Consider the following 25,694-nt stretch of genomic DNA (forward strand, 5'->3'; position numbering starts at 1 on the left):
GTCGCATTGGGCGTCAATCCATTTGAAGCGGCTATCCACAGCGTACGGGCGACTCCAAGCAGAAAGGATAAAAGCGCCGCTGCCAGACCTGATTGCTTCTAGGGCATGAGTCTGTAGCCAGGATTCAACGCTCGCCGCTTGCGCTCTCGATAAACGCATCGTCCACCAGCTCCTCGTCACCGCTCGCCATGTTTTGCCGCCCCCGTCCTCCCGCGCTGCGCTCGGGACTTGTGTTGCGCGGGGCGCACCCTAGACTGCGCTACGCACCGCAAGGTATGCGGCGCTTCTCCTTCCACCCGATCCGTACAAGGTCTTCGTCCCATGCTTCGTTCTCGTCTGGTTATCGCGTTGGCACTGGCTCCAGCGCTGGCGTTCGCTCAACAACCGCAGGCCGCCAGTCGCGCCGCGAGCCCGGCCGCCGCACAGCCAGCACCTGCAGCGCCCGCAGGCCAGCCGGCGCTCAGCACTGCGCAGCAAGCGCAGCTGACCAAGCAGAACACCGAAATGACCCAGGCGGCCCTGCGCGTGGCGCAGATGGTGGACGGCAACCAGATCGCTTCCTTGTGGGATGGCGCGTCCAAAGTGGCCAAGACTGCCGTCAAGCGCGATGTCTTCGTCAGCCAGATCGGCACCGAACGCGCGCGGCTGGGTGCGATGGTCGGGCGCGGGCAGGGATCGGTGACACGCGTCAAGTACGGCCCCGGCGCGCAGGTGCCCGAAGGCCTCTACGTCAACGTCAGCTTCCCGACCCGCTTTGCCAAGGCACAGCAGCCGGTGCGCGAGCTGGTGTCGTTCCGTCTGGACGAAGACAAGACCTGGCGTCTGGCCGGTTACAGCCTGCGCACGGCGGTGAAGTGATGTTTCCATCGGCCGGGAGGCACGTATGCAACTGACGATCGAGCTGCAGACGCTGGGCTGGGCGATGGTGCTCGGGTTGGTGCAATTGCTGGCTGCCTCGGCCAGCATGACTGCTCAGCGCGGCACCAAGTGGAATGCCAGCGCACGCGATGGCGAGGCCAAGCCGCTCACCGGCGTGGCCGCGCGGCTGGACCGTGCGTTCCGCAACTATCTGGAAACCTTTCCGATCTTCGCCGCCGCGGTGCTGGCGGTGAGCGTGGCGGGGCGTACCAGTGCAGAAACAGCACTCGCCGTGCAGCTCTACCTATGGGCGCGTGTGGCCTATGTGCCGGTGTATGCCGCAGGGATCCCGTACCTGCGTAGCGCCATCTGGGTGGTGTCGTTCTGGAGCATCGTCAAACTGGTGCGCGCACTGCTGGGCGTTTGATGCAGCGTTGCAGGCTGGGTGAGGCGCAATCCGGCGCTTGCGCCCGCGCCAAGATTGCATCGATTGCCGCCTGCGTATCGTCGGTACGCAGGCCTTCTTCAAGAATCGGCGCCACCCACGCGCAACCGGCCTTGGTCACATCGGCACGCCAGTCGCCGGGCCAGGCTTCCAGTTCGTGCAAGGCCAGCATGGTGCAGCCGCCTCGCTCGGCATGGCCGCCCGCGGATGGATTGCTCCAGCCAGAACGGTTTCTCCGAATCGACGGCGATCGAAAAAATGTAGACGTCGTGGGTTGGATCGTCGGCCGAAGGTGCGTGGTTGCGCTGACTGATCTCCACCACCTTCATGCGTCAGGTTCGGCGTTCGGGTCCAGTGCCAGGACGCGAATTTCCACATCGTCCAACTGCACCAGCTGGCCGGGGCGGATCTTGGCGGTCTTACGCAGCTCCTGCACACCGTCGACGCTGACCGCGCCGCTGGCGACGATGGCCTTGCCCTGGCCGCCGCTGTCGGCGATGCCGGCCAGCTTGAGCAACTGGTTGAGTTCAATGTAGTCGCCGTCCAGGTCGAATTCCAGGTATTGCATGGTGTGCTCGCGTGCAGGAAGCCGGCGATTATCCGCCTACTCGCGCTGGAAACGCGCAATCTGTTCCAGCAAGGTTTCGGTACGCGCGACGCTACGGCCGGCATGTGCGGTGTCGAGGCGTTCCAGCCACGGGGGACCCCTGCGCTGCAGCCGCCGATCACCTAGCCAGGTGCCGATGCCGCCAGGCGCGCCGACCACCACGTTGCACAGCAGCCAGGCGTTCGGCAGCGACAAGCCGGTGAGAGTGCGCCACGCAGCGTCTGCCACTGCCACCCACAGCACCCAAACACTACGCCCAGTCACGGCGCCACGCGTGTGCGCCAGCGCCGCAGCTGTGCAAGCGCGCGCTGTGTCTGTAACAGTGGCCTGGCGAAATCCGGTTGCGACAACAGCCACAGTTGCCGGACCGCCGAAACTGCCAGCGCAACGCACTACAGCTGCAGCAGCACCCCGCCGACGACGGCTGTCGCCTGATCGGCAAACGGGAGCCAGCTGTGGGCGATGACGCCGGTTTAATGTGATGGCGCACAGCAGTTGCACCGATTGGCTCAGCCACAACAGGCGCAGTTGCGCACGTGCTGCGTGGCTGCGCATATCACCCAGCAGTTGGCTGGTGAGTGCGGTTTGTTGGTCCAGGCGTTGTTCCAGCGAACGCCAGGCGGCGGTGATGTCATCCAGTTCCATGGCGTGCTCCGGTTGCGGATCGGTGTGGGTCAAAGTTCGGCGCGCATGCGGGTTTTCAGGCGGCTGAGTTTCGTGGCGACATTGGTTTGGCTGATGCCGAGCACCTGGCCGATTTCGCGGTAGTTGTGTTCGTCCGGGTAGAGCAGCAACAGGGCGCGTTCCAGCGGCGGTTGTTGCGTGATGAAGGCGTACAGCGCGGCCACCCGCTGCTCGCGCACCGGGTCGTGCGCCAATGGGTCGGCGATGCGTTCGACCGCTGCGTCCAATGCGATGGGTTCGCCGGGCATGTGTCGGCGGCCGCGCAGATCGCTGATTGCAACGTTCAAGGCGATGCGGTAGATCCAGGTGGAAAACCGCCGGCTCGGGTCGTAGCTGGAAAATGCCCGCCACAGGTGCGTGGCGATTTCCTGCGCCAGCTCAGCGCGCTCGTCGCGGTCGTGGCAATAACTGGCCGCCACCTTCAGCACGATGCAGCGGTGTTGCTGCAGGAGGGTGCTGAAGCGGGCTTGCAGGTATGTGCCCAGGGACAGGGCTCCAGTCGGGCAGGTGAGCGGGTTTGCGCGCCAGGATGATTCGCGCGAACACGCAATTCCTCACAACCTGAATGGACTGTCACGAAAATTTCGACAGCAGGGGGCCTGAGAAGGCACACTATGCTGCTTTGCGCTTGCCGGCTCCGTGCGGCGCCTCCGGAGTTACCCATGACCCAAGAATCTTCCGCGCCGCTGCTGTTTGCAGACCTCGGCCTCTCAGGCGCTGTGATGAAGGCCGTTGCCAATGTTGGCTACGAGTCGCCGTCGCCGATCCAGGCTGCCACCATCCCCGCGCTGCTATCCGGCCGCGACGTGCTCGGCCAGGCCCAGACGGGCACCGGCAAGACCGCCGCGTTCGCGCTGCCGGTGCTGTCCAACGCCGATCTCAACCAGCTCAAGCCGCAGGCACTGGTGCTGGCCCCGACCCGCGAACTCGCCATCCAGGTCGCCGAGGCCTTCCAGAAATATGCCGAAGCCATTCCGGGCTTCCGCGTGTTGCCGGTCTACGGCGGCCAGCCGTATGCCCAGCAGTTGAGCGCGCTCAAGCGCGGCGTGCATGTGGTGGTGGGCACCCCCGGCCGCGTGATCGATCACCTGGACCGCGGCACGCTGGATCTGTCCCAGCTCAAGACGCTGGTGCTGGACGAAGCCGACGAAATGCTGCGCATGGGCTTCATCGACGACGTCGAAGCGGTGCTGAAGAAGTTGCCGGAGAAGCGCCAGGTGGCGTTGTTCTCGGCCACCATGCCGCCGGCGATTTGCCGTATCGCGCAGACCTATTTGAAAGATCCTGCCGAAGTCACCATTGCGGCCAAGACCACCACCTCGGCCAACATCCGCCAGCGCTACTGGTGGGTAAGCGGGCTGCACAAGCTGGATGCGCTGACCCGCATCCTCGAGGTCGAACCGTTCGACGGCATGATCATCTTCGCGCGCACCAAGGCCGGTACCGAAGAACTGGCGCAGAAGCTGCAGGCACGCGGTCTGGCTGCGGCCGCCATCAATGGCGATATGCAGCAGGCGGCACGTGAGAAGACTATTGCCCAGCTCAAGGACGGCAAGCTGGACATCCTGGTCGCCACCGACGTGGCCGCACGCGGTCTGGACGTGGAGCGCGTCAGCCATGTGCTGAACTACGACATTCCGTATGACACCGAAAGCTACGTGCACCGCATCGGCCGTACCGGCCGTGCCGGCCGCAACGGCGACGCGATCCTGTTCGTGACGCCGCGCGAAAAGGGCATGCTGCGTTCGATCGAACGCGCCACCCGCCAGCCGATCGAAGAGATGCAGCTGCCGAGCGTGGATGCGGTTAACGACACCCGCGTGGCACGCTTCATGACCCGCATCACCGAGAGCCTGGCCGGCGGCCAGATCGACATGTACCGCGATCTGCTGCAGCGCTACGAGACCGAAAACAACGTGCCGGCGATCGATATCGCCGCTGCCATGGCCAAGCTGCTGCAGGGCGACTCGCCGTTCCTGCTGACCCCGCCGGTGCGTGGTGCGCGCGAAGAGTTCGCCCCGCGCGAGCGCAACGAGCGTGCCGACCGCGGTGATCGCAATGACCGTGGCGAGCGCCCGCGGTTCGAGCCCAAGTTCGAGCGTGGCCCGCGTGCCGACGGTGAGCGCGCTGGGCGTCCGCCGCGTGGCGACGATGCCGGTGGCGAGCGTCCGCGTCGCGACCCGGTCGCCCCGCGCGGCGAGCCGGAATTCGGCATGGAGAGCTACCGCATCGAAGTGGGTCATACCCATGGCGTGAAGCCGGCCAATATCGTCGGCGCGATCGCCAACGAAGCCGGGCTGGAAAGCCGCTATATTGGCCGGATCGACATCCAGGACGATTATTCGATCCTGGATCTGCCGGCCGACATGCCGCGCGAACTGCTCACCCACCTGAAGAAAGTCTGGGTGTCCGGTCAGCAGCTCAACATGCGCAAGCTGGAAGAGGGCGAGGCGGCCGCGTCGCCGTCCAAGCCACGCTTCCCGCGTGGCGGCAAGCCTTCCGGTCGTCCGAACGGCCCGGGCCGTCCGATGGACCGCGCTGGCGCACCGCACCGCAAGGGCCCGCCGAAGCCGCGCGGCGAGTAAGCGCGGTCGGCACCGCCCGCAGGTTCACCCTGCAGGCGGTGTGGTTGCCTAGTATTGCTATGCGTAAATTCGCATAGCGAGCCGGTGAAGCGTTCCGGCGCCTCGCTGCGCCGGCGATCAGGCTGACCTAGCCAGCGTCGCTAACCCGACTTGCCTCACGCCAAGCGGGTATTGCCATACAGACTGGGCCGTTGCGGCCGTTACTATCTTCAGGCGCCCACTGGGCGCCTGAGTCGCACTGGGCGGCGAAGGACAGACGGCGATGGCGCAGGCAGTACGCGGCAAGGGCGTTGGACAGACCATGCACCTGGTGCGTGGCTGGCTGACGCTTCCTCTGGCGCTCTTGATCGGGATCGCTGTCTGTATGGCGGTGATCTCGGCGCTGGTGATTGAAATCCAATCCGGCGCCACCGCCTGGATCGTTGGCCTAAGCCATTGGTCCAATGCCCAGCAGGAATCGGTGTACTGGATGGAGCGCTACCTGGGCAGCGGCGATGCAGCCGATCTGCAGGCCGCTTGCCGCGCGCTGGAAGTGCCGCTGGGCGACCGCGCGGCGCGCGTGGCGATCGAACAGCCGGTGATCGATTGGGACGCGGTCTACGCTGGCCTGGGCGCTGGCCGAAACGCTCGTGAGGACATGCCGCAAATGGTGCGGCTGTACCGCTATGGGCACCAATTTCCCTACCTTGGCGACGCCATTGCGCTGTGGAAGCGTAGCGACGCCGGCATCCTGCAAATGAGCGGCCTGGCTGACCGTGCCGCCTCGGTGCAGGCCGCCAACCATCCCGACCCGCGCGCGCTGCAGGCACTGAGCGATGAGCTGCATCTGCTGGACGGCCGCATGCGCCGCGACGCTTCCGAATTCCTGGGCGACCTGACCCGCTGCGCGCGGCTGCTGCACGATGTCATGGTGGTCTGCAGCCTGGCCACCTTGCTGCTGGTGTTGATCACCTGCGTGCTGGCAATGCGGCGCATCCGCGATTACCTGCTCTCGCACGAGGGCCGCTTCCGCACCGCGTTTCAGCAGGCGGCACTGGGTATGGTCAAGTTCGATCTGCGCGGCAACGTGCTTGATGCGAACGCCTCGATGGCCAACGTCCTGTTCTACCGGCCGGAAGAGCTGCAGGCCTGCACCCTGGCCGAGGTGATGCACCCGGAAGACATCAAGCTGGACAGCCGCGGCATGATCGATTGGCCAAAGCTGCTGCAGTCCGGCGAGCTGCGCTTTTTGCGTGCCGACGGCGGGGTGATGTGGGGCCGCTGGAGCGCCTCGCTGGTGGAGCCAGGTCCGGAAGAGCCGACCCTGGTGCTGGCGGTGATCGAAGATGTGTCGCACGCACATGAGCTGGCCGACGAAGTGGCCTTCCATGCGCGACACGATGCGATGACCGGACTGATCAATCGGCATGAAATCGAACGCCGGCTGCTACGCCTGATCGAACTGCCGCAATCGCCGCAGATGTGCCACGCGCTGTGTTTCGTCGACCTGGATCATTTCAAGCTGGTGAACGACACCTTCGGGCATGCGGTCGGCGACAGATTCCTGTGCCACTTCGCCGATGTGATCACAATGCAATTGCGTCCCGGCGATTGGCTGGGACGTTTGGGGGGCGATGAATTCGCCATCCTGTTGGCCAATACCGATCTGGCGCAGGCGCAGATCGTGCTGGAACGCATGCACGGCACGCTCGGGCAACCGTGGAGCCATCAAGGCGGGCGACCGCTGACGCCCAGTTGCAGTTTTGGCGTGGTGGAGATTCGCCAGGGCGTCAGCGACCTCAATGCCTTGATGACTGCCGCCGATCTGGCCTGTCATGCGGCCAAGGAAGAAGGGCGCAACCGCATTCGCTGCTTCAACGAAAACGATCTGGCGCTGGCGCAGCGCCGCCACGATGGTGGCTGGATCAGTGCGGTGCAACAGGCGATCGCCGAAGAGCGTTTGCTGTTGTATGCGCAGAAAATCCAGGTGCTGAACGACCCAGGACGCCTGCAGTACGAGGTATTGGTACGCATGCGCGCCAGCGACGGGCGGGTACTGAGTCCGGGTGAATTCTTGCCGGCAGTGGAGCGTTACGGCTTGGGGCGCATGGTCGATACCTATGTGCTGGAAGCGCTGTGCGCGCAGTTGTCGGCCAACCCGATGCATGTGGCGACGCTGGATCTGTGCCACGTCAATCTGTCTGCGCAATCGATCGCGCAACCGGATTTTCTCGACTTCGTCTTTGCATTGTTCGAACGCTACCCGTCACTGGTGCCGAAGCTGTGCATGGAGATCACCGAGACCGCGGTCATCGGCGATCTGGAACACGCGCAGCGTTTCGTGCAGAGCGTGTGCGCGCGCGGCTGCCACGTGGCGCTGGACGATTTCGGCAGCGGCATGGCCTCGTTCGGCTACCTCAAGCAATTCACCGTAGACGTGTTGAAGATTGATTGCGGCTTCGTCCGCAACTATGCGCACGATGCGGTGGATCGCGCGGCGGTGCATTCGATCGCCCAGGTCGGGCTGGCGCTGGGGATTGAAGTGGTGGCCGAAGGGGTGGAATCGGAGGCCGACATCCCCGGGCTGCGCGAAGCCGGTGTGGGCCAGGTGCAGGGTTTCAGCCTGCATCGTCCGTGCCCGCTGGAAGACCTGGTGCACACGCCGCATTTGGTGGCCGTGCCTGGCTAAGGCGCCTGAGCAAATGTCTCTGCGCTGCATCAGACGCGCGCTGCGTGCACGCGTCTGGCGACCGCCTGCCCTCGATTGCTGCTCTGGGCAGCCGGTATGGCGCATTGCCCGCGCTAAATCGCCGATAATTGGCGGATGACAACTCGACTCAATAAATACATCGCCGAAACCGGCTTCTGCTCACGCCGCGAGGCCGATCGCCTGATCGGCGAACGGCGGGTGACCGTCAATGGCGTGTCCGCCGGCACCGGCGCGGTGGTGGGCGAGGAAGACACCGTGCTGGTGGATGGCCAGCCGCTGCGCGTGCGTGAGGCCAAGAAGCTCGGCGGCCGCAAGCATGTCTACATCGCGCTCAACAAGCCGGTGGGCATCACGTGCACCACCGAGAGTTCGGTCAAGGGAAATATCGTCGAATTCGTTGGCCACGAGCAGCGCATTTTCCCGATCGGCCGGCTCGACAAGGACTCCGAAGGGCTGATCCTGATGACCAGCAACGGCAACATCGTCAACGAGATCCTGCGCGCGGAAAATCGCCACCAGAAGGAATATCTGGTCGCGGTCAACAAACCGGTCACCGATGAATTCCTGCGCGGCATGGCCCGCGGCGTGCGCATCCACAACGAAACCACATTGCCGTGCCGCACCGCACGCATTGCCAAATTCGGCTTCCGCATCGTGCTGGAGCAGGGCCTGAATCGGCAGATTCGCCTGATGGCTGCCGAGTTCGGCTACCGGGTGACGCAACTGCGCCGGGTGCGCATCGACAACATCAAACTGGCTGCGCTCAAGCCGGGGCAGTGGCGCAACCTCAGCGATGCGGAATTGCGCGGGCTGCTGCCGCAACGCACCGACTGGTAAGCGCCTGTGCCGGGCCGACTGCATCGCAGTCAGGTCAGCGCAGCCGGCGTTTCGGACACGGCACATGCCCGCGCTGTAGTGCCGTGCTGCCGCACCAAACGTGCAACGCCGTGCCGGGTGCTTGCGCCCGCTGTATGGATCGCGCTTCGAAATATCCGATGCCGTCCAGGGCGGCGCTGCAGCGTAGGGTGCGCCCGATGGTGGCACTTGCCGGGCTCCGGCATACTTTCACAGATAACAGCCAGGGGGCGGCAGTGATCAAACCGGAATTGCCGAGCAACGAGGCCGAGCGGCTGGCCGCGCTGCGCCAGTACGACGTGCTGGATACGCCAGCCGAACGTGCATTCGACGACCTGACCATGATTGCCTCCACGCTGTGCGAGACGCAGATGGCGGCGGTGGTGCTGGTGGACGAAGACCGGCAGTGGTTCAAGTCTGCGCACGGTGCGCCACGCAGCGAAGCACCACGCGATATCTCGTTCTGCGCGCACGCGATCCTGCGCCCGGACGAAGTGCTGATGGTGGACGACACCTTGCTGGACCCACGCTTCCACGATAACCCGATGGTGGTCGGTAGCGGCGGGGTGCGCTTCTATGCCGGCGCGCCGCTGGTGACCAGCCAGGGCCTGGCGCTGGGCTCGCTGTGCGTGTTCGACCAGACCCCGGCGCATCTGCGCGAAGACCAGCGCGAGGCCTTGCAGGCATTGTCGCGACAGGCCTCGCAGCTGCTTGAGTTGCGGCTGGCCGGCAGGCAGTTGCGCCAGCAGTTGCACGAGCGCGAGTGGTACGAACAGCAGATGGCCGGCTACTACGCTCAGATGGATGCGTTGAACGCCGACCTGGTCGAACAGACCCGCACCGATCCGTTGACCGGCCTGCCCAACCGGCGCGCGTTCGCGGTGGCGTTGGCGGCGGCCACCGAACAGACGCGTGCGGTGGGCCAGCCGCTGTCGGTCGCGCTGCTGGACGTGGACCACTTCAAGACCGTCAACGATGTGCATGGGCACGATCAGGGCGATGCAGTGCTGCGCGAATTGTCCGCATTGTTGCGTGCGCATATGGCCGGTTCCGGCACCATCGCCCGGTATGGCGGCGAGGAATTCGTATTGCTGCTCCCCAATACGGATCTGCTGCAGGCACGCGTGCAATGCGAATACCTGCGCCAGAGCGTGGCGGCGATGACGATCGCGCTGCCGGTGACGGTGAGTATCGGTGTGGCGACCTTGTACCCGCAGGAAAGCGTGGAGGCGGTGATCAAGCGTGCCGACCAGGCCCTGTATGCGGCCAAGCGCGGTGGGCGCGATCAGGTGGTCGCACTGGAGTAGGGGCGCGTGGTTGCGCGCTCGCCGATGCAGATCGCCTGGCCAGCGCATGGGACGTCGATTGCCGTATGCCGGACGCCGCGCGATGCAGCGTGAACGCCGGCGTGCTTCAACGCGGCGGTCGCTGTGGACAAGCGCGATCTTGCAGCGCTGTGCAATCAGTCGACGATATTTTTCGCCTCGGCTGTGCCGAGCAATTCCGGGTGCGCCACCGTGCGCCGACGCTCCAGGACCGGATGCAGGAACACCGCGCCGAGAATGATCGCCACGCCGAGATAGAACTGCAGGGTCAGTTCGCGTTGTTCGCCCAGCAGCGCGATCGCCAGCACGATGGCGTACACCGGTTCGAGATTGGTCACCAATTGCACCGAATAGGCGCTCAGATGCCGCAAGGCGACCAGCGCCAGCGCAAATGGCAGCAAGGTGCAGGCCAGCGATAACGCCAGCAGCAACACGCCATCGTGCAGGCTGGGTACCACCAGCAGATCGCCATGCAACGCCGGCAGCAGCAGCGGCATCGCCGGTGCAAGCAGGGTCAGGGTCAGCGTGCCGGCGCCCAGTTCCAGCGCGGTGACGGTGAGCGGGTCGGCATGCGCCACCATGCGCTTGTTGAGCGAGCCGAATAGCCCGACGAACACCGCCGAAATCGCGCCCACCACCACGCCGGCCCGCATGCCGTCCGGCACCCCGCCGACGACCAGCGCCACGCCGGGCAACACGGCCAGCCCGAACAGCAGCTCGCGCGGACGGAACGGGCGATGCGTGACCAATGGCTCGATGACCGCCGTGAAAACCGGCGCCAGTGCGATACAGGTCGCCGCCACCGATGCATTGGCCAGCTTGATCGCGCCGTAGAAGGTGAGCCAGTGCAAGGCCACCAGCGCGCCGATGCCGCAATAGCCCAGCACCACACGCCCGGACAAGCCACGCAACCCACGCCACACGCGTGGCCACAAGGCCAGCGCCACCACCACGATCAACATGCGCCACCACACCAGCGGCAGTGCCTGCAGCGTGATCAGCTTGCCCAGGATCGCGGTGATGCCCCAAAGCAGGACGCAGAAGTGGATTTGCAGTTGCGCCTTGCGCAGGTCGGTCGTGGGCATGCGCCATTGTCGCCGAAAACTGCGTGATGTTGCGCTGCAAGGAACGCGGCGCCGGCGTGCAGCGGCGGGGTGGAGGGATGGCTGACCAGGCTGTCGCGCAGCAATCGTGCGACCCGCCAGCCATCGACCGACTTGCATCACGGCAGGATGGCCGAGGAGCGATGCACCAGCCCATTCCGCGATCGATCGTGGCACCTCAGCGCTCAGCGCTGTGCGCAAGAGACGGCCGCGTCAACCAGCGGATTGCCCTCATGCGCGGACCAAGGGCGGCTGGCAAAACAGCAAGCCGTCGTCAGATGGCTGCCGACGCCGCACGCAGAATCGAACGTACGCATGGAACCTGCCGATTCCGAAGCGGCGGCGCCCCTATCGCGGCTGCGCTGTCGTGTTGCTAGCTGCCCTGACGCGCCGACACTTCTTTCAACAACGCCATCGCCGCTGCCGGGTTGCGTTCCTTCGCCGCACTGATGAAAAACACGAAGACCTCGCGCGGCTGCCGTGCCGGCGCTGCCGAAGCGTCCACGTGCGGCAGATCGGCCGGGTCTTCGCCGCGGCGCCAGGCCTGGATGCGCTCTGCCCAACGCGCCAGTGCTGGCGCCGGATACCCTGCATGCAGGCGCGCCTGGCTGCGCATCAGACGCGCATAGACGAAATCCGTGAAGAGATCGGCGAACGAGGGGTGCTCATCCGAATCGGTGAACACCGTGGCCACGCCATGGCCGCGCACCAATGCGAGCAGCGAGGCATCCACCGCATCGTGGTCGCGGATCTCCAGCACATGGCGCAGCGCACGCGGACCTGCACGCTTGGGCAGCAACGACAAAAACGCGTCCAGATCGTCGGCCTGCAGCCGGTGCCCTTGTTCGAATTGCCACACCAGCGGCCCAAGGGTATCGCCGAGCTCGACAATGCCGCCGATGAAATCTTCCACCTGCGCCCTGGTGCCAGCCAGCTTGCGTGACTGGGTAATGCGGCGCGGCGCCTTGGCCGAGAACACGAAGCCGGGCGGCACTTCATCGCGCCACTTCGCGTAAGTGGCCGGCTTCTGCGTGCCGTAATAGGTTCCGTTGATTTCGATGGCGGTGACGTGGCGGCTTGCGTATTCCAGCTCGCGGCGCTGCACCAGGCCTTCCGGGTAGAACATGCCCGCGCGCCACGGCGCATACACCCAGCCACCAATGCCGATGTGGATACCTTCGAGGGCGGGCGGGGCGGAAGCGAACAGATCGGTCATTGCATGGAGACTCGCTGGCGAGGTCGGGCGTCATTGCGGATGCGTCGATGGGTGCAGCGCGCGCCGGCCGATCATAGCCGTGGCGCAGGTGGCGCGATGAGAAGATGGGTTGCCAATGGGCGCCGCGGAGCAGTGCAATGGTTGAGCCCGCACGACGCAACGTTGCATGGCAGGCTGGCGGTCGTGCCGAAGGTGGGTTGTGCCTGCACTGGTCTGCCGCGCTGGCGTTGCACGCTGCTGGAGATGGGCTGCGCAAGCCGCAGACGGCGTAGCTGCCGGAAACCCACGCCGGCTGCGTTGCGCGCCTCGGCGGAGACCATACGCGGCAAGCGCCGCATGGCGACTGCCTTGCAGCGACCATCACGACGCAGCGAACGCAGCGTTGTCCGCGTGCGCGCACGGTCGCTGCGCGTGCGTGCCTGCATGGCGCGTAATCGGGTGTCGGTCATCGGGTATCGGTCATCCGTCACCCATCGCCCGCGCGCGGCCACAGCCGGCTACCATGCCAGCTCTGCCGCGCGAGATCGCCCCGATGACCTGGACCACGCCTGATCTGTGTGACCGCTACCCCGACGTGACGATCGCCGAGCCGCTGTTCCGCCACTTCGGCGGGCGCACGGCATTCGCCGGGCCGATGGTCACGGTGCGCTGTTTCGAAGACAACTCGCGGGTGCGCGAGCTGGCCGCCACGCCGGGCGACGGCCGCGTGCTGGTGGTGGACGGGCAGGGCTCGCTCAAGCATGCGCTGCTGGGCGACCAGATCGCGGCCAATGCGGTGGCGAACGGCTGGGCCGGCGTGCTGATCCATGGCTGCGTGCGCGATGTCGAGATTCTTGCCACGTTGCCGCTGGGGGTGCTGGCGCTGGCGGCTTGCCCGCGCCGCACCGAGCGACGCGATCTGGGCGATGTGGATGTGCCGGTGAATTTTGCCGGCGTGCCCTTCGTTCCGGGCCACTGGCTGTACGCCGATGCCAATGGCGTGCTGGTGGCGCCGCAACCGTTGGCGCTGGATGGCGCCGGCGGATCGATCTGACCAACAACCTGAAGGTGATGCAGTGACCTTGAACCGATGGCTGAGTGGGGGCGTGCTGATGGTGGCAAGCTTGGTGACGACAACGCACGCGGCCGAACTTCCCGCCGGCATGCAGCAGTTCGATGCGCAGATGGAACGCGTGCGCAAACAGTTCGACGTGCCCGGTATTGCGGTGGCCATCGTCAAGGACGGCCAGGTGGTGCTGGAGCGCGGCTACGGCGTGCGCGAGACCGGCAAGCCTGCGCCCGTGCAGGCCGACACGTTGTTTGCGATTGCCTCCAATACCAAGGCGTTCACTGCCGCATCGCTGTCGATCCTGGCCGATGAAGGCAAGCTCTCGCTCGACGACAAGGTCATCGACCATCTGCCGTGGTTCCGCATGTCCGATCCGTATGTGAGCGGGCAAATGCGCATCCGCGATCTGCTGGCGCACCGCAGCGGCCTGAGCCTGGGTGCAGGCGATTTATTGTTCTGGCCCAGCACCAGCTACACCACCGAAGAGGTCGTGCAGCGCCTGGCCAAGGTGCCGCTGAAGGGCGGTTTTCGCGACCGCTATGCGTACGACAACATCCTGTACGCAGTCGCCCAGAAGGTGATCGAGCAGGTCTCCGGGCAGAGTTATGCGGCATTTCTGCAGCAACGTATCTTCGACCCGGTGGGCATGCGCGGCACGCGCTTCAACGCCGACCATCTGCAGCCCGGCGATCACGCGGCAGTCGGGCATGCCAAGTACGACTTCACCGAGCTGCGCACGGTGGCGCCGCTGACCTGGTCCAACAACTCCGGTGCCGGCGGCATCTATTCCAGCGTGCACGACATGGCGCTGTGGATGAACGTGCAACTGGCCGGCGGCATCCTGCCCGATGGCAAACCCCTGTTCAGCGCCAAGCGCCAGCAGGAAATGTGGTCGATGATCACCCCGATCCCGATCGGCGAGGTGCAGGTGCCCGAGCTTGCCGCGGCGCGGCCGAACTTCGCCGGCTACGGTGAGGGCTGGAGCCTGAGCGATTACCGCGGCCATCGCCTGGTCTGGCACACCGGCGGCTGGCCCGGCATGGTGTCGCGCCTGACGCTGCTGCCGGATCAGAAGCTGGGCGTGGTGGTGTTGACCAATCAGGAGGTGGGCGCTGCGTTCAACGCCGTGACCTTCCAGGTGCTGGATGCCTTCTTGCAGGTTCCGTCCACCGATTGGACCGCCGCGTACGCCAAGCTGGTGGAGAAGGCCGACAGCGAGGCGGACGCAAGTTGGAAGAAGCACCAGGACGCGCGCGCGGGGCGGTCCACGCCGTCGTTGCCGCTGCGCAGTTACGCGGCCACCTATCGCGACCCCTGGTATGGCGATGTGGTGATCGTCCAGGACGGCAAGCGGCTGCGCCTGCAGTTCGCCAGGACCGCCCAGTTGGTGGGCACGCTGGAGCATTGGCAGCACGACAGCTTCATCGTGCGCTGGGACGACCGCTCCTTGAATGCCGATGCCTTCGTCAATTTTGCGCTGACCCCGGACGGCGCGGTGCGCGAGATGCGCATGGAGCCGATTTCGCCGCTGACCGATTTCAGCTTCGATTTCCAGGACCTGGTGCTGACGCCGGTGCCGACGCAGACCGCTGCGGGCAAATGATGCAGGCACGCGCGGATGGCCTGCGCGCTGCGCCTGGCGGCCCCAAGCGCGCAGGTGGCTCAGATCGCCATCGGCCGCCGCACGCTACCGAAGTGCGGCAGGTCCGGTTACGATTTGCGCACTTTTCAGGGATGTCGCCGCACGCATGACCACTCCGCAGATGTCGGTGTATTTCTTTTTGCAGGCTGCCGCGATTTTGTTGGTGTGCCGGCTGGTCGGCATGCTGGCCAAGCGCCTCGGGCAACCGCAGGTGGTGGGCGAAATGATTGCCGGCGTGATGCTGGGGCCCTCGTTGTTCGGCTTGCTGGCGCCGGGCGCGCAGGCGGCCCTGTTCCCCAAGCAGACCATGGACGTGCTGTATGTGTTCGCGCAGTTCGGCGTGGGCCTGTACATGTTCCTGGTCGGAACCGATTTCCGCGGCGACCACTTTCGCGCGCGCTATCGCAGTGCCATGAGCGTGTCGATGGCGGGCATCGCGGTGCCGTTCCTGCTGGCATTTGCCATGTGCCCATGGTTGATCAACGTGCAGGGCCTGTTTTCGGAAAAGGCCAAGCTGGCCGAAGCGTCGCTGTTCCTGGGCGCGGCCATTGCGATCACCGCCTTCCCGATGCTGGCGCGCATCATCCACGAACGCGGTCTGACCAATAGCCCCTTGGGCACCTTGGCGCTGACCGCTGGCGCGTTCGACGATGCCGCTGCGTGGTGCATTTTGGCCGTGGTGCTGGCGAGTTTCGGCGGCAGTTGGGGCAGTGCCTACCTGGCCATCGGCGGCGGCATCGGCTATGCGGTCTTCATGATTTTCGTCGGCCGGCATCTGCTCAAGCGGCTGGCCGGTCATGTGGTGCCCGGCCGGCCGCTGAGCAACAGTGTCCTGGCGGTGGTGCTGATCCTGTTCTGCATCAGCGCCTGGGCGATGGATGCGATCGGCATCCATGCGGTGTTCGGCGGTTTCCTGCTCGGTGTCTGCCTGCCCAGGGGCGCACTGACCGAGAAGCTGCGCGAGATGATGCAGCCGTTCGTCGTGGTGTTGCTGCTGCCGATGTTCTTCACTTATTCGGGCTTGAAAACCCAGCTCAGCGTATTGCTGCAGCCGCAGATCATGCTGGCGGGCGTGGCGATCCTGGCCGCGTCGTTCATCGGCAAGGGCGTGGCCTGCTGGGCCGCGGCGCGTGCGACCGGCGAGAACAACCGCGACGCGATGGCGATCGGTTCGCTGATGAATGCACGCGGGCTGATGGAACTGATCATCATCAATATCGGCTTGCAGGCGGGTGTGATCGAACAGGGCCTGTTCTCGGTGCTGGTGCTGATGGCGATCCTGTCCACGCTGATGGCCACGCCGTTGTTCAACTGGATCATGCGCCGCCACGCCCATGTGAGCGACGCGGTGCCGAGCCTGCAGTCGCGGTGATCGGCGCGCGACTGCCCGCAGGTGCGGGCAGTGCACTGGCGGCGTGCGCGGCCGGGGGTTGCGTCAACGCCCCAGCGGCAACTGCACGCTGGCCAGCAGGCCACCGCCGGGGCGGTTGCTGACGACCAGTTGGCCATCGTGCGCCTGGCAGATGGCCGAGGCGATCGCCAGGCCCAGGCCGCTGCCGCCGGAATGCCGCGCGCGCGAGCTGTCGGCGCGCCAGAAGCGGTCCAGCAGGTGCGGCAGTTGCGCAGGCGCCACGCCGGGACCGCGGTCGCCGACGGTGAGCTGCACGCTGTTGCCGTCGCGGCGCACCTCGATTTCCAACAACTTGCCGGCTGCGGCGTAGCGCAACGCGTTATCGATCAGGATCGACAGCACCTGGCCCAGCCGGTGCCGGTCGGCATGCAGGCGCAGCGCCGGAGCCGTGGGGTAGTGGATGGTCATCTGCGCCTCGCGCAGCGCCGGGCCTGCCCACTCGATGCGCTCGGCGACGAGCTCCCGCAGCTCGACGCTTTCCGGCTCCAGCACCAGCTGGCCGGCACGCGCCAGCGACACCAGGTGCAGGTCGCCAATCAGGCGATTGATCTGCTCCAGCTGGCGATGCACCAGCCGCAGTTGCTCCGGTTCGCGCGGGAAGACGTCATCCAGCATGCCTTGCACGCGTCCCATCGCGGCATTGAGCGGGGTGCGCAGTTCATGCGCCAGCATCGCGCTGGAGTCGCGTAATTCGCGCTCGTATTGCTGCAGCCTGCCGCTCATCGTATTGAAGTCGTCGGCCAGGGCGGTGAGCTCGTCCGGCGCGCCGCGCACCACTTGCGCGCGTGCGCCGAAATCGCCATCGCTGACCCGGTGCGCGGCGAAAGCCACCTGCGAAAATTGCCGCGACAGCGGCCGCGACGCGAGCAGGCCGCAGAACAGGATGACCGGGACCGAAATGGTCATCATGGCGCCCAGCATCCACCAGTCCGGATTGGCCAGCCCGGGCAGGAAATTTTCGATGTCGTAATAGCGCTGGAACAGCTCCCACAGGCGCGCCTGGTTGGCCCGGGGCTGCTCGATCAGCTGGGAGATCTCGGCACGCGGCTCGGCCGGCACGTTGCTCAAGATCAGGCTGTAGCGCAGATTGAAATAGCACCACATGCCGAACGCGATGACCATCATGGTCACCACCGCCAGCGCGCTCATGCGCAGTCCCACCCACCACCACAGGGGCGCCTGGTTGCGCCAGGCATGAAACCGCCGCAGCACCTTCATTGAAAGCGATACCCCACTGCACGCACGGTGACCAGGACACCGGTGATGCCATGCACTTCGAGTTTGCGGCGCAGGTTGTGGATGTGCGAATCCACCACCCGTTCCAATGCATCGCTATCGGGCAGGCAGGCGTCGAGCAGTTCGCTGCGCGTAAAGGCCTTGAATGGGGTCTTGAGCAGCAGCGCGAGCAGGTTGAATTCGGTCGGCGTCAGATCCAGCGCCACGCTGTCGCCGTTTTCGTGTTGCACGCTGGCGACCACGGCGGCCGGATCCACGCTCAGCCGACCGTGCTGCAATGGCTCGCCTGGCGCGCGCACCGCCACGCTCCGGCGTAGCACCGCATGCACGCGCGCCACCACCTCCTTGGGGCTGTATGGCTTGACCACGTAATCGTCGGCGCCGTAGCGCAGGGCGCCGAGCTTTTCCGGCTCGTCGCCAATGGCGGTGACCATGATCACCGGCGTGTCGCCGGCGCGGCGGATCGTCGACAGCACCTCGATGCCGCTGAGCTTGGGCAGCATCACGTCCAGCAGCACCAGATCCGGTGCCCATTGCCGGTGGAGCTGGATGGCGCGTTCGCCATCGCCGGCCACCGCCACATCGAAGCCGTCGCGGCGTAGATAGGCCTCCAGAATGCTGGCGCTATCGCTGTCGTCTTCCACCAGCAGAACCTTTTTGCCTGTCATGGCGTGTTGCCCTGTCGTCTCGATCAAATCTGGATAATTCCCGAAAACAACCTGGACGCTGCGGGTCGAGGATGTCGGTCGAGATTGGCTCTGTGCTCCGACATCATGATTCCACAAATTATTCCGCATCGTTGGTCCTGCGTGTGCCTGGTTGCCGCCAGTGCGGTGCTGTCGGTTGGCTGCTCGCTGACGCCGGCCTACCAGCGCCCGGTGGTCAGCGTGCCGGCCACGTTCGGCAGCCCGCAGGCGGCATCGGCGCCGGCATCCGGCCAGCCCGACGCCGATGCGGCCGCCGCCGTCACTCTGAACGAGCAAGAGCGCGCGTTTCTGCAGGCCTTCGCGCCAGACCGCGACCTGCGGCCCCTGGTCGAACGTGCCTTGGCGCACAACGGCGATTTCCGCCGTGCGGCATTGCAGGTAGAACAGGCGCGTGCACAGTACGGCATTGCGCGGGCGTCGCGCCTGCCGACGCTCGCCGTCGGCGCGCAGCAGCTGCGGCAACATTTCGACAACCCGACGCTGGATGCGCGGTACCAGCAGGATCTGGTGATTGCCAATGCGGGAATCGGCAATTTCGAAGTGGACTTTTTCGGCAAGCTGCAGGCGATGTCCGAGGCCGCACGCCAGCGCTACCTGGCCAGCGCCTATGGCCGCGACGCGGCGCGTGGCGCCCTGATTGCAGAGGTGCTGCGTGCCTACACCGCCGAGCGCACCACCGCGCAGGCGCTGCAGCAGCTGCAATCGCTGGATGCCGACAGCGCTGCGCTGCTTGCCATCGCCGAGCGGCAATATCAGGTAGGGCTGATTGCGCGCGACGAGCGCGATGCGCAGCAGCGACAGGCCGACCAAGCCCATGTGGCGGCCCTGCAGGGCAACGACAATCACGCTGCGGCGCTGCGTGCGCTGCAGTTGCTGGCCGGCTACGACAGCACTCCGGTACCCGGCGACCTGCAGGGTCTGATCGCCGCTGATACGCCTGCCAGTGCGTGGCGCGCCCTGGATTCGTCGCTGTTGCTGCAACGCCCGGACATCCAGCAGGCCGAGCTGGAATTGCGCGCGGCCAATGCCGACATCGGCGCGGCGCGCGCGGCGTTTTTTCCATCCATCACCTTGAGCAGCAGCGTGGGCACGGCCAGCGACGGATTGAACGGCCTGTTTTCTGCAGGCCACGGCGTATGGAGCTTCATGCCGCAACTGAACCTGCCGTTGTTCGATGGCGGCCGCAATCGCGCCAACCTGGACCTGGCGCAAATACGCAAACGTGCCGATGTCGTCGCCTACGAGCAGGCGATCGAGTCTGCATTCCGCGAGGTCGCCAACGCGCTCGACGCGCACGCCACCTTGTCGCAGGCCGAGCCGCGCTCGCGCGAGCAGGTCGAACGCGAGCAACTGCGTCTTGCTCGAATGCATGAACGCGTGGATGCCGGTCTGGAAGACCGCAGCGCGCTGCTGGCCGAGCGGAACCGCATCGCTCAGGCCGAACTCGATTACCTGGATACCGCACGCCAACGCGTGCTGAGCCGTATTGCGCTGTTTCAAGCCTTCTATGGCGTGCGCCTGCCCACCGCTTCCTGACTTCCGACGGAGACTTTCGATGAACCTATCGTCCTTCAATCGCCTGCGTGGCCACCATGCCGTTCGCGCCAGCGTCCTTGCCTGCATGAGCGCCATTCCGTGCATTGCGCACGCACAAACCGATCTGACCGGGAGTTCGCGCCTGCTGGGAGACCGTACTGAAATCACGGCCGGCGCGGCAGCGGTTGCCACGCCGGAGTATGCCGGCGCCGAGCGCGCGCGCGTGCAATTCAACCCGGTGCTGGTGGTGCAGCGCGGCGTGCTGTTCTTCGACACCTCCCGCGGCGGCGGCCTGCAATTCCAGAGCAAGTCCGGCTTCTACATATCGCAATCGTTGTATTACGACCTGGGCCGGCTGCAAAGCGACAGCAACTGGCGGCCAGGCTCGCGCCTGCTGGCCGGCATGGGCGATGTGCCTGGCTCGGTGACCGCACGCACGCTGGTGATGCAGCAAGTGACGCCCTACATGAACGTCAATGCGGAGGCCGAATTCACGCTCAAGGATGCTGCGCGCCGCAACCGCTATCGCGCCGGGACGGAGTTCACCCTGCTGCATAGCGCCAACGACACGGTGACCCTGGACCTGGACGTGCATGGCGGCGACCGCCGCTTCAATCAGGCTTACTTCGGCGTCACCGATGCGCAAGCCGCGCGCACCCGCTTTGCCGCCTTCAATGCCGGGTCCGGTGCGTATGCCGCCGCGGTAGGTGGCAGTTGGACGCACTCGTTGGGCGACCACTGGGCCACCACGTTGGGGGTCACCGGAACGCGCTACCTGGACAACGCCGAAGACAGCCCGCTGGTGGCACGCCGCAGCGTGGTCAGCGGCAACCTCGCACTGACCTACAGCCGCTGAGCGGCATACACCGGGGGATCCAATGATGACGATGTTTTATCGCGGCCTAGTGTGCGGCACGTTGCTGCTGGGACTGGCCGCATGCAGCGGGCCGGAGGCGCCGGCCACCGAGACGCCGCGCGCGGTGAAGCTGGAGCGCTTCGGCAACGGGAGCGATAACCCACTGCAGGTGCCGGCGCTGGTGCGCCAGGAACAACGCGCCGAGCTGGGGTTCGAAGGAGCAGGCCGTCTGTCTGCGGTGCTGGTGGATGTCGGCGACCGGGTGACCCGCGGGCAACTGCTGGCACGGCTGGACGATGAGCCGCTGCGCCTGCGCGAACAGCAGGCCGATGCCAACGTGCGCGCGGCACTGGCGCAATCGGGCGAACGGCAACTGCAATTGCGCCAGCAACAGGCAATGTTCGATGACGGTGCCAGTTCCAGCGCCACCTTGACTGCCGCGCGGGTGGCGGCAGATGCGGCCGCCGCGCAGCTGCAGGTGGCCAGGGCCGACCTGGCCATGGCGCGCCGCGGCGCGCGTCTGGGCGAGCTCCGCGCACCCTTCGATGGCAGCGTGGTGGCGCGCCTGCAACAGCCGCAGGCCGATGTGGCGGCGGGGCAGGCGGTGCTGCAGGTGGAGGGGCAGGGCCATGTGCAACTGGTCGCCACGCTGCCTGCAACTGCCGGTGCCGGTCTGGTGCCGGGGCAAACCGTGCATGCCCGCGTGGTGGATGCGGGCGGCGCGCCGATCGAACTGCGTCTGCGCAGTCTTTCCAGCCGCCTGGACAATGCCACGACGGTGCAGGCGTTGCTGGAACCGCTCGCCGCCGCGCCTTCGCTGCGCAGCGGCGACAGCGTGATGCTGACGCTGCCGCCTGCTGCCGCGTCCACGCCGAGCGTGCCGTTGTCGGCGGTATTGCCCCGACTCAACCGGCAACAGGCCAGCGTGTTCGTTTACCAGCCGGCCACGCGGGCCGTGATCGAACGCGCGGTCGACCTGGGAACGATCGTCGGCGAGCGCGTCCAGATTCTGCGCGGGCTGCGGGCAGGCGAGCAGGTGGTGAGCACCGGTGTGGGCTTCTTGGTGAACGGCCAGCCGGTGACGCCACTGCAGGCGCAGACGCAGCTGAGCGGAGGTCGCACGCCATGAAGCTGACCCAGATGGCGATGCGTTCGAGCCGGCTGACCTTGTTTGCGGCAGCGATGATTCTGATCGGTGGCATCGTGGCCTTCCTTGGCTTCCCCTCGCAGGAAGAACCGTCGGTGACCGTGCGCGACACGCTGGTGTCGGTGGCCTATCCCGGCATGCCCAGCGAGCAGGTGGAAAACCTGTTGGCACGCCCCATTGAAGAGCAGCTGCGTGAGCTGGCAGGCATTAAGCGCATCGTCACTACGGTGCGCCCGGGCAGCGCGATCGTGCAGCTGACCGCCTACGACGATGTGCAGGATTTGCCGGCGCTCTGGCAGCGTGTGCGCGCCAAGGCCGCAGAGGCCGGTGCGCAATTGCCTGCCGGTACGCTTGGTCCGTTCGTCGACGACGACTTCGGGCGCGTGTCGGTGGCCTCGATTGCAGTCACCGCGCCGGGCTTTTCGATGAGCGAAATGCGCGGCCCGCTGCGGCGCATGCGCGAGCAGTTGTATGGCTTGCCCGGCGTGGAGCAGGTGAAGTTGTTCGGCCTGCAGGACGAACGCGTGTACGTGTCGTTTGATCGCGCGCGCATGCTGGCGAGCGGCCTGACCCCGTCCAGCGTGATGGCGCAATTGCGCGCGCAGAATGTGGTGGGCTCCGGTGGGCAGGTGGCGGTGTCTGGATTGGCGCTGACCGTGGCCACGTCCGGCGAAATCCGCACGCCCGAGCAGTTGCGCGGTGTTCTGCTGAGCGTGCCTGGCGCGCCTGCCGGCGGTGCTCGCGAAGTGACCCTGGGCGAGTTGGGACAGGTGCAGGTGATGCCGGCCGACCCGCCGCAAAGCGCGGCCGTTTACCAAGGCCAGCCGGCGGTGGTGGTCTCGGTGTCCATGCAGCCCGGCAGCAATATCGCCGACTTCGGCAAGGCGCTGCGCGCCAAGCTCGACGACACCGCGCGCCAACTGCCTGTCGGCTTCACTCAGCACGTGGTGAGCTTCCAGGCCGATGTGGTCGAGCGCGAGATGGGCAAGATGCATCACGTCATGGGCGAGACGATTGTCATCGTCATGGCGGTGGTGATGTTGTTCCTGGGCTGGCGCACCGGCTTGATCGTCGGCGCGATCGTACCGTTGACCATCTTCGCTTCGTTGATCGTCATGCGCGTGCTGGACGTAGAGCTGCAGACGGTTTCGATTGCCGCCATTATTCTTGCGCTGGGCTTGTTGGTGGACAACGGCATCGTGATTGCCGAAGACATCGAGCGCCGTCTGGTGGCCGGCGAGGAACGCCGCCAGGCCTGTATCGATGCGGGCCGGACGCTGGCGACACCGTTGCTGACCTCGTCGTTGGTCATCGTGCTGGCGTTCTCGCCATTCTTCTTCGGCCAGACCAGCACCAACGAATATCTGCGCTCGCTGGCCACCGTGTTGGGCGTGACGCTGCTCGGGTCGTGGGTGCTGAGCATCACGGTGACGCCGCTGCTGTGCATGTACTTCGCCAAGGTGCATGCCACCAAGGACAGCGACGCAGCGGAATCGCGGTTCTATCGCGGCTACCGGCGCGTCATCGAACGTGTGCTGCAGCACAAGGCGCTGTTCATCGGTGCCATGGCGGCGATGTTGGCGGTGGCGATCACCGTGCTGGTGTCGATTCCGTACGATTTCCTTCCCAAGTCTGATCGCCTGCAGTTCCAGATGCCGGTGACCTTGCAAGCGGGCAGCGACGCACGCGAAACCCTGCGCACGGTGAGCGACCTCAGCCGCTGGCTGGGCGACCGCCGCGCCAACCCCGAGGTGGTGGACAGCATCGGCTATGTCGCCGATGGCGGGCCGCGCATCGTGCTGGGCCTGAATCCGCCGCTGCCAGCGGCCAACCAGGCGTACTTCACGGTCAGCGTGCGGCCCGGCACCGACATCGATGCGGTGATCGCACGGGTGCGCGCGCATGTGCGCAGCCATTTCCCTTCTCTGCGCGCCGAGCCCAAACGCTTTTCATTGGGCGCGACCGAAGCCGGCATGGCGGTGTACCGCGTGGTGGGCCCGGACGAGGCCGTGTTGCGCAGTAGCGCTGCCGCCATTGCCAAGGCCTTGCGGGCAGTGCCGGGCACCGTAGATGTGCAGGACGATTGGCAAGCCCGCATTCCGCGCTATGTGGTGCAGGTCGACCAGCTCAAAGCGCGCCGCGCCGGTGTGAGCAGCGAAGACGTGGCGCAGGCATTGCAGGCGCGCTACAGCGGTGTGGACGCTACGTTGATCCGCGACGACGGCACCGATGTGCCGGTGGTCGTGCGCGGCAGCGCACAGGAGCGCGCCGGCAACGGCAATCCGGCCGATACGCTGGTGTATCCGCAGGCGGGCGGCGCGCCGGTGCCGCTAGCGGCAATCGCCACGGTGCTGCGCGACAGCGAGCCGTCGGCGATCCAGCGGCGCAACCTCAGCCGTGCCATCACGGTGACTGCGCGCAATCCGCAATTGACCGCGACCGAGATCGTCGAGCGGCTGGCGGCGCCCATCGCTGCGCTCAAGTTGCCACCAGGCTACCGCGTGGAGATTGGCGGCGAGCTGGAGGATTCAGCCGAAGCCAATCAAGCCTTGCTGCACTACATGCCGCATGCGCTGGGCGCGATCCTGTTGCTGTTCGTGTGGCAGTTCAACTCGTTCCGCAAACTGTTCATCGTGCTGTCGGCGGTGCCATTCGTGTTGATCGGCGCGGCGCTGGCGCTGGTGATCACCGGCTATCCGTTTGGCTTTATGGCCACGTTCGGCTTGCTGGCGCTGGCCGGCATCATCGTCAACAACGCGGTGTTGCTGCTGGAACGCATCGAGGCCGAACTTGCCGATGGCCTGCCATGCCGCGAGGCAGTGGTTGCTGCCGCGGTCAAACGTCTGCGTCCGATCATCATGACCAAGCTCACCTGCATCGTCGGCCTGGTACCGCTGATGCTGTTTGCCGGCCCGCTGTGGACCGGGATGGCGATCACCATGATCGGTGGGTTGGCGTTGGGCACGCTGGTGACGCTGGGCTTGATCCCGATCCTTTACGACCTGCTGTTCGGTCTGCGCATGCGGCGCGGTGCCTAAACCGCGCCTGCATTCGTCGGCCCGGCACGCCATACTTGGGGCAGACAGCAGCAAACACGACACGATGACCAAGGCAAAAAAGAAAGCCACACAGCAGCCGGTGCAGCCACCTGCACCGGTGTATCAACTGCATGTGGCAGTGACCGGCAGTGCGCCGCTGATCTGGCGGCGCCTGCTGGTGTCGGGTGCGGTGCGCCTGGCCACGCTACATCGCGTGTTGCAGCCGGTGATGGGCTGGAATGGCGCGCACCCCTACGAGTTCGACCTGGGCGGTGGGCGTTATGGCGAATCCGGGCTGGATGTGCCGAAGCGTCCACGGCTCAAACATGCCGGGCGCGTCACCCTGGAAAGCGCAGTGGGCGAACTGGAAGGTTTCGATTATTTCTACGGCGCCGGCCATGGCTGGCAGCATCGCGTGCAGGTGGAAGCACTGTTGCCGCCGGATGCCGGCCTGCGTGTGGCGCGCTGCGTGGACGGTGCCAACGCCTGCCCGCCAGAGCGCAGTGGCGACATTGACGACTATCAGACGCTGGTGCAGATCATCGCCGACCCGGACCACCCGCAGCATGTGCAGGAACTGGCGACCTTGGGCGGGCGCTTCGAACCCGCTCATTTCGATCTGGCCGAGATCAACCGCTTGCTGGCCCGCGTGCGCGAGTGAGGCGTGTGCGCCTGGCCTGGGAAGGCGCTGAACACCTTGGTTTTC

20 protein-coding genes and 2 pseudogenes are annotated in these 25,694 nt (G+C 65.9%); 14 read left to right on the top strand and 8 right to left on the bottom strand.

Annotated features, from left to right (window positions below; translation table 11 throughout):
- The first annotated feature begins 321 nt into the window (after nucleotides 1-321).
- Together KWO_RS07920 and KWO_RS07925 are read left to right on the top strand one after the other, a co-directional pair.
- Nucleotides 322-858: a DUF4019 domain-containing protein gene (locus KWO_RS07920; protein WP_010377452.1), complete on the top strand. Its 537-nt coding sequence runs from the start codon at nucleotides 322-324 to the stop codon at nucleotides 856-858.
- Between the two features lie 25 nt (nucleotides 859-883).
- A complete protein-coding gene (locus tag KWO_RS07925; RefSeq protein WP_010377454.1) occupies nucleotides 884-1,285 on the top strand; it encodes an MAPEG family protein in 402 nt (133 codons plus the stop codon).
- Here KWO_RS07925 and KWO_RS22930 read toward each other — a convergent pair.
- The 4 genes and pseudogenes from KWO_RS22930 to KWO_RS07945 all read right to left on the bottom strand — a co-directional run bounded on the left by KWO_RS22930 (nucleotide 1,254) and on the right by KWO_RS07945 (nucleotide 3,085).
- Nucleotides 1,254-1,632: pseudogene (locus KWO_RS22930) on the bottom strand (hypothetical protein). The gene KWO_RS07925 and the pseudogene KWO_RS22930 overlap by 32 nt on opposite strands.
- Nucleotides 1,629-1,871, bottom strand: a complete 243-nt coding sequence (locus tag KWO_RS07935) for an RNA-binding S4 domain-containing protein (protein ID WP_010377456.1) — start codon at nucleotides 1,869-1,871, stop codon at nucleotides 1,629-1,631. Before KWO_RS07935 ends, KWO_RS22930 begins: the two are co-directional and overlap by 4 nt.
- A 36-nt stretch (nucleotides 1,872-1,907) precedes the next feature.
- Nucleotides 1,908-2,555 (bottom strand): annotated as a pseudogene (locus KWO_RS07940) (hypothetical protein).
- Between the two features lie 29 nt (nucleotides 2,556-2,584).
- Complete coding sequence (locus tag KWO_RS07945) at nucleotides 2,585-3,085, bottom strand: sigma-70 family RNA polymerase sigma factor (protein WP_026113269.1); 501 nt, start codon at nucleotides 3,083-3,085, stop codon at nucleotides 2,585-2,587.
- 171 nt (nucleotides 3,086-3,256) lie between these two features.
- Here KWO_RS07945 and KWO_RS07950 point away from each other — a divergent pair, with 171 nt between their 5' ends.
- The 4 genes from KWO_RS07950 to KWO_RS07965 all read left to right on the top strand — a co-directional run bounded on the left by KWO_RS07950 (nucleotide 3,257) and on the right by KWO_RS07965 (nucleotide 10,030).
- Nucleotides 3,257-5,179: a DEAD/DEAH box helicase gene (locus KWO_RS07950; protein WP_010377462.1), complete on the top strand. Its 1,923-nt coding sequence runs from the start codon at nucleotides 3,257-3,259 to the stop codon at nucleotides 5,177-5,179.
- Nucleotides 5,180-5,441: 262 nt separating this feature from the next.
- Entirely contained in the window at nucleotides 5,442-7,847 is a 2,406-nt protein-coding gene (locus KWO_RS07955) for a putative bifunctional diguanylate cyclase/phosphodiesterase (RefSeq protein WP_010377464.1), read from the top strand.
- Between the two features lie 135 nt (nucleotides 7,848-7,982).
- Nucleotides 7,983-8,705 carry a pseudouridine synthase gene (locus KWO_RS07960; RefSeq protein ID WP_010377466.1) on the top strand — a complete coding sequence of 241 codons (723 nt, stop codon included), beginning with the start codon at nucleotides 7,983-7,985 and terminating at the stop codon, nucleotides 8,703-8,705.
- A 197-nt stretch (nucleotides 8,706-8,902) separates the two neighbouring features.
- Nucleotides 8,903-10,030, top strand: coding sequence for a GGDEF domain-containing protein (locus KWO_RS07965; protein WP_017113090.1), 1,128 nt, complete (start codon nucleotides 8,903-8,905; stop codon nucleotides 10,028-10,030).
- A 155-nt stretch (nucleotides 10,031-10,185) separates the two neighbouring features.
- On the opposite strand, the gene KWO_RS07970 is transcribed toward KWO_RS07965, so the two are convergent.
- Both KWO_RS07970 and KWO_RS07975 read right to left on the bottom strand, forming a co-directional pair.
- Nucleotides 10,186-11,133 carry a DMT family transporter gene (locus KWO_RS07970; protein ID WP_003487571.1) on the bottom strand — a complete coding sequence of 316 codons (948 nt, stop codon included), beginning with the start codon at nucleotides 11,131-11,133 and terminating at the stop codon, nucleotides 10,186-10,188.
- A 391-nt stretch (nucleotides 11,134-11,524) separates the two neighbouring features.
- Nucleotides 11,525-12,367 carry a DUF72 domain-containing protein gene (locus KWO_RS07975; protein ID WP_017113091.1) on the bottom strand — a complete coding sequence of 281 codons (843 nt, stop codon included), beginning with the start codon at nucleotides 12,365-12,367 and terminating at the stop codon, nucleotides 11,525-11,527.
- Between the two features lie 532 nt (nucleotides 12,368-12,899).
- On the opposite strand from KWO_RS07975, the gene rraA reads away from it, so the two are divergent.
- The 3 genes from rraA (at nucleotide 12,900) to KWO_RS07995 (ending at nucleotide 16,429) form a co-directional block, all read left to right on the top strand.
- Nucleotides 12,900-13,400, top strand: coding sequence for a ribonuclease E activity regulator RraA (gene rraA, locus KWO_RS07985; protein ID WP_017113654.1), 501 nt, complete (start codon nucleotides 12,900-12,902; stop codon nucleotides 13,398-13,400).
- A gap of 22 nt (nucleotides 13,401-13,422) precedes the next feature.
- Nucleotides 13,423-15,018: a serine hydrolase gene (locus tag KWO_RS07990; RefSeq protein ID WP_486684810.1), complete on the top strand. Its 1,596-nt coding sequence runs from the start codon at nucleotides 13,423-13,425 to the stop codon at nucleotides 15,016-15,018.
- 145 nt (nucleotides 15,019-15,163) lie between these two features.
- Nucleotides 15,164-16,429 carry a cation:proton antiporter gene (locus tag KWO_RS07995; protein WP_010377481.1) on the top strand — a complete coding sequence of 422 codons (1,266 nt, stop codon included), beginning with the start codon at nucleotides 15,164-15,166 and terminating at the stop codon, nucleotides 16,427-16,429.
- A 63-nt stretch (nucleotides 16,430-16,492) separates the two neighbouring features.
- On the opposite strand, the gene KWO_RS08000 is transcribed toward KWO_RS07995, so the two are convergent.
- Together KWO_RS08000 and KWO_RS08005 are read right to left on the bottom strand one after the other, a co-directional pair.
- On the bottom strand, nucleotides 16,493-17,686 hold the full coding sequence (locus KWO_RS08000) for a sensor histidine kinase (RefSeq protein WP_008573491.1): 1,194 nt from the start codon (nucleotides 17,684-17,686) through the stop codon (nucleotides 16,493-16,495).
- Nucleotides 17,683-18,372 (bottom strand): response regulator, encoded by a 690-nt coding sequence (locus KWO_RS08005; protein ID WP_005912893.1) that lies wholly within the window; start codon nucleotides 18,370-18,372, stop codon nucleotides 17,683-17,685. Before KWO_RS08005 ends, KWO_RS08000 begins: the two co-directional genes overlap by 4 nt.
- A 105-nt stretch (nucleotides 18,373-18,477) precedes the next feature.
- Here KWO_RS08005 and KWO_RS08010 point away from each other — a divergent pair, with 105 nt between their 5' ends.
- The 5 genes from KWO_RS08010 to KWO_RS08030 all read left to right on the top strand — a co-directional run bounded on the left by KWO_RS08010 (nucleotide 18,478) and on the right by KWO_RS08030 (nucleotide 25,649).
- Nucleotides 18,478-19,947, top strand: coding sequence for an efflux transporter outer membrane subunit (locus KWO_RS08010; RefSeq protein ID WP_033006756.1), 1,470 nt, complete (start codon nucleotides 18,478-18,480; stop codon nucleotides 19,945-19,947).
- A gap of 19 nt (nucleotides 19,948-19,966) precedes the next feature.
- On the top strand, nucleotides 19,967-20,803 hold the full coding sequence (locus KWO_RS08015; protein ID WP_010377491.1) for a MipA/OmpV family protein: 837 nt from the start codon (nucleotides 19,967-19,969) through the stop codon (nucleotides 20,801-20,803).
- A 22-nt stretch (nucleotides 20,804-20,825) separates the two neighbouring features.
- Nucleotides 20,826-21,932 (top strand): efflux RND transporter periplasmic adaptor subunit, encoded by a 1,107-nt coding sequence (locus KWO_RS08020; RefSeq protein WP_017113887.1) that lies wholly within the window; start codon nucleotides 20,826-20,828, stop codon nucleotides 21,930-21,932.
- Nucleotides 21,929-24,988, top strand: a complete 3,060-nt coding sequence (locus KWO_RS08025; RefSeq protein ID WP_017112336.1) for an efflux RND transporter permease subunit — start codon at nucleotides 21,929-21,931, stop codon at nucleotides 24,986-24,988. Before KWO_RS08020 ends, KWO_RS08025 begins: the two co-directional genes overlap by 4 nt.
- Before the next feature lie 64 nt (nucleotides 24,989-25,052).
- Nucleotides 25,053-25,649, top strand: coding sequence for a plasmid pRiA4b ORF-3 family protein (locus tag KWO_RS08030; protein WP_010377501.1), 597 nt, complete (start codon nucleotides 25,053-25,055; stop codon nucleotides 25,647-25,649).
- The last annotated feature ends 45 nt before the right edge of the window (nucleotides 25,650-25,694 follow it).

It is taken from the genome of Xanthomonas vasicola pv. musacearum NCPPB 4379 (assembly GCF_000277895.2).
Lineage (GTDB): Bacteria > Pseudomonadota > Gammaproteobacteria > Xanthomonadales > Xanthomonadaceae > Xanthomonas > Xanthomonas vasicola.

Coding starts and splice junctions, on each gene's coding strand:
- KWO_RS07920 (WP_010377452.1), top strand. CDS start 322: ATGCTTCGTTCTCGTCTGGTTATCGCGTTGGCACTGGCTCCAGCGCTG.
- KWO_RS07925 (WP_010377454.1), top strand. CDS start 884: ATGCAACTGACGATCGAGCTGCAGACGCTGGGCTGGGCGATGGTGCTC.
- KWO_RS07935 (WP_010377456.1), bottom strand. CDS start 1,871: ATGCAATACCTGGAATTCGACCTGGACGGCGACTACATTGAACTCAAC.
- KWO_RS07950 (WP_010377462.1), top strand. CDS start 3,257: ATGACCCAAGAATCTTCCGCGCCGCTGCTGTTTGCAGACCTCGGCCTC.
- KWO_RS07955 (WP_010377464.1), top strand. CDS start 5,442: ATGGCGCAGGCAGTACGCGGCAAGGGCGTTGGACAGACCATGCACCTG.
- KWO_RS07960 (WP_010377466.1), top strand. CDS start 7,983: ATGACAACTCGACTCAATAAATACATCGCCGAAACCGGCTTCTGCTCA.
- KWO_RS07965 (WP_017113090.1), top strand. CDS start 8,903: ATGGTGGCACTTGCCGGGCTCCGGCATACTTTCACAGATAACAGCCAG.
- KWO_RS07970 (WP_003487571.1), bottom strand. CDS start 11,133: ATGCCCACGACCGACCTGCGCAAGGCGCAACTGCAAATCCACTTCTGC.
- KWO_RS07975 (WP_017113091.1), bottom strand. CDS start 12,367: ATGACCGATCTGTTCGCTTCCGCCCCGCCCGCCCTCGAAGGTATCCAC.
- rraA (WP_017113654.1), top strand. CDS start 12,900: ATGACCTGGACCACGCCTGATCTGTGTGACCGCTACCCCGACGTGACG.
- KWO_RS07995 (WP_010377481.1), top strand. CDS start 15,164: ATGACCACTCCGCAGATGTCGGTGTATTTCTTTTTGCAGGCTGCCGCG.
- KWO_RS08000 (WP_008573491.1), bottom strand. CDS start 17,686: ATGAAGGTGCTGCGGCGGTTTCATGCCTGGCGCAACCAGGCGCCCCTG.
- KWO_RS08005 (WP_005912893.1), bottom strand. CDS start 18,372: ATGACAGGCAAAAAGGTTCTGCTGGTGGAAGACGACAGCGATAGCGCC.
- KWO_RS08010 (WP_033006756.1), top strand. CDS start 18,478: ATGATTCCACAAATTATTCCGCATCGTTGGTCCTGCGTGTGCCTGGTT.
- KWO_RS08015 (WP_010377491.1), top strand. CDS start 19,967: ATGAACCTATCGTCCTTCAATCGCCTGCGTGGCCACCATGCCGTTCGC.
- KWO_RS08020 (WP_017113887.1), top strand. CDS start 20,826: ATGATGACGATGTTTTATCGCGGCCTAGTGTGCGGCACGTTGCTGCTG.
- KWO_RS08025 (WP_017112336.1), top strand. CDS start 21,929: ATGAAGCTGACCCAGATGGCGATGCGTTCGAGCCGGCTGACCTTGTTT.
- KWO_RS08030 (WP_010377501.1), top strand. CDS start 25,053: ATGACCAAGGCAAAAAAGAAAGCCACACAGCAGCCGGTGCAGCCACCT.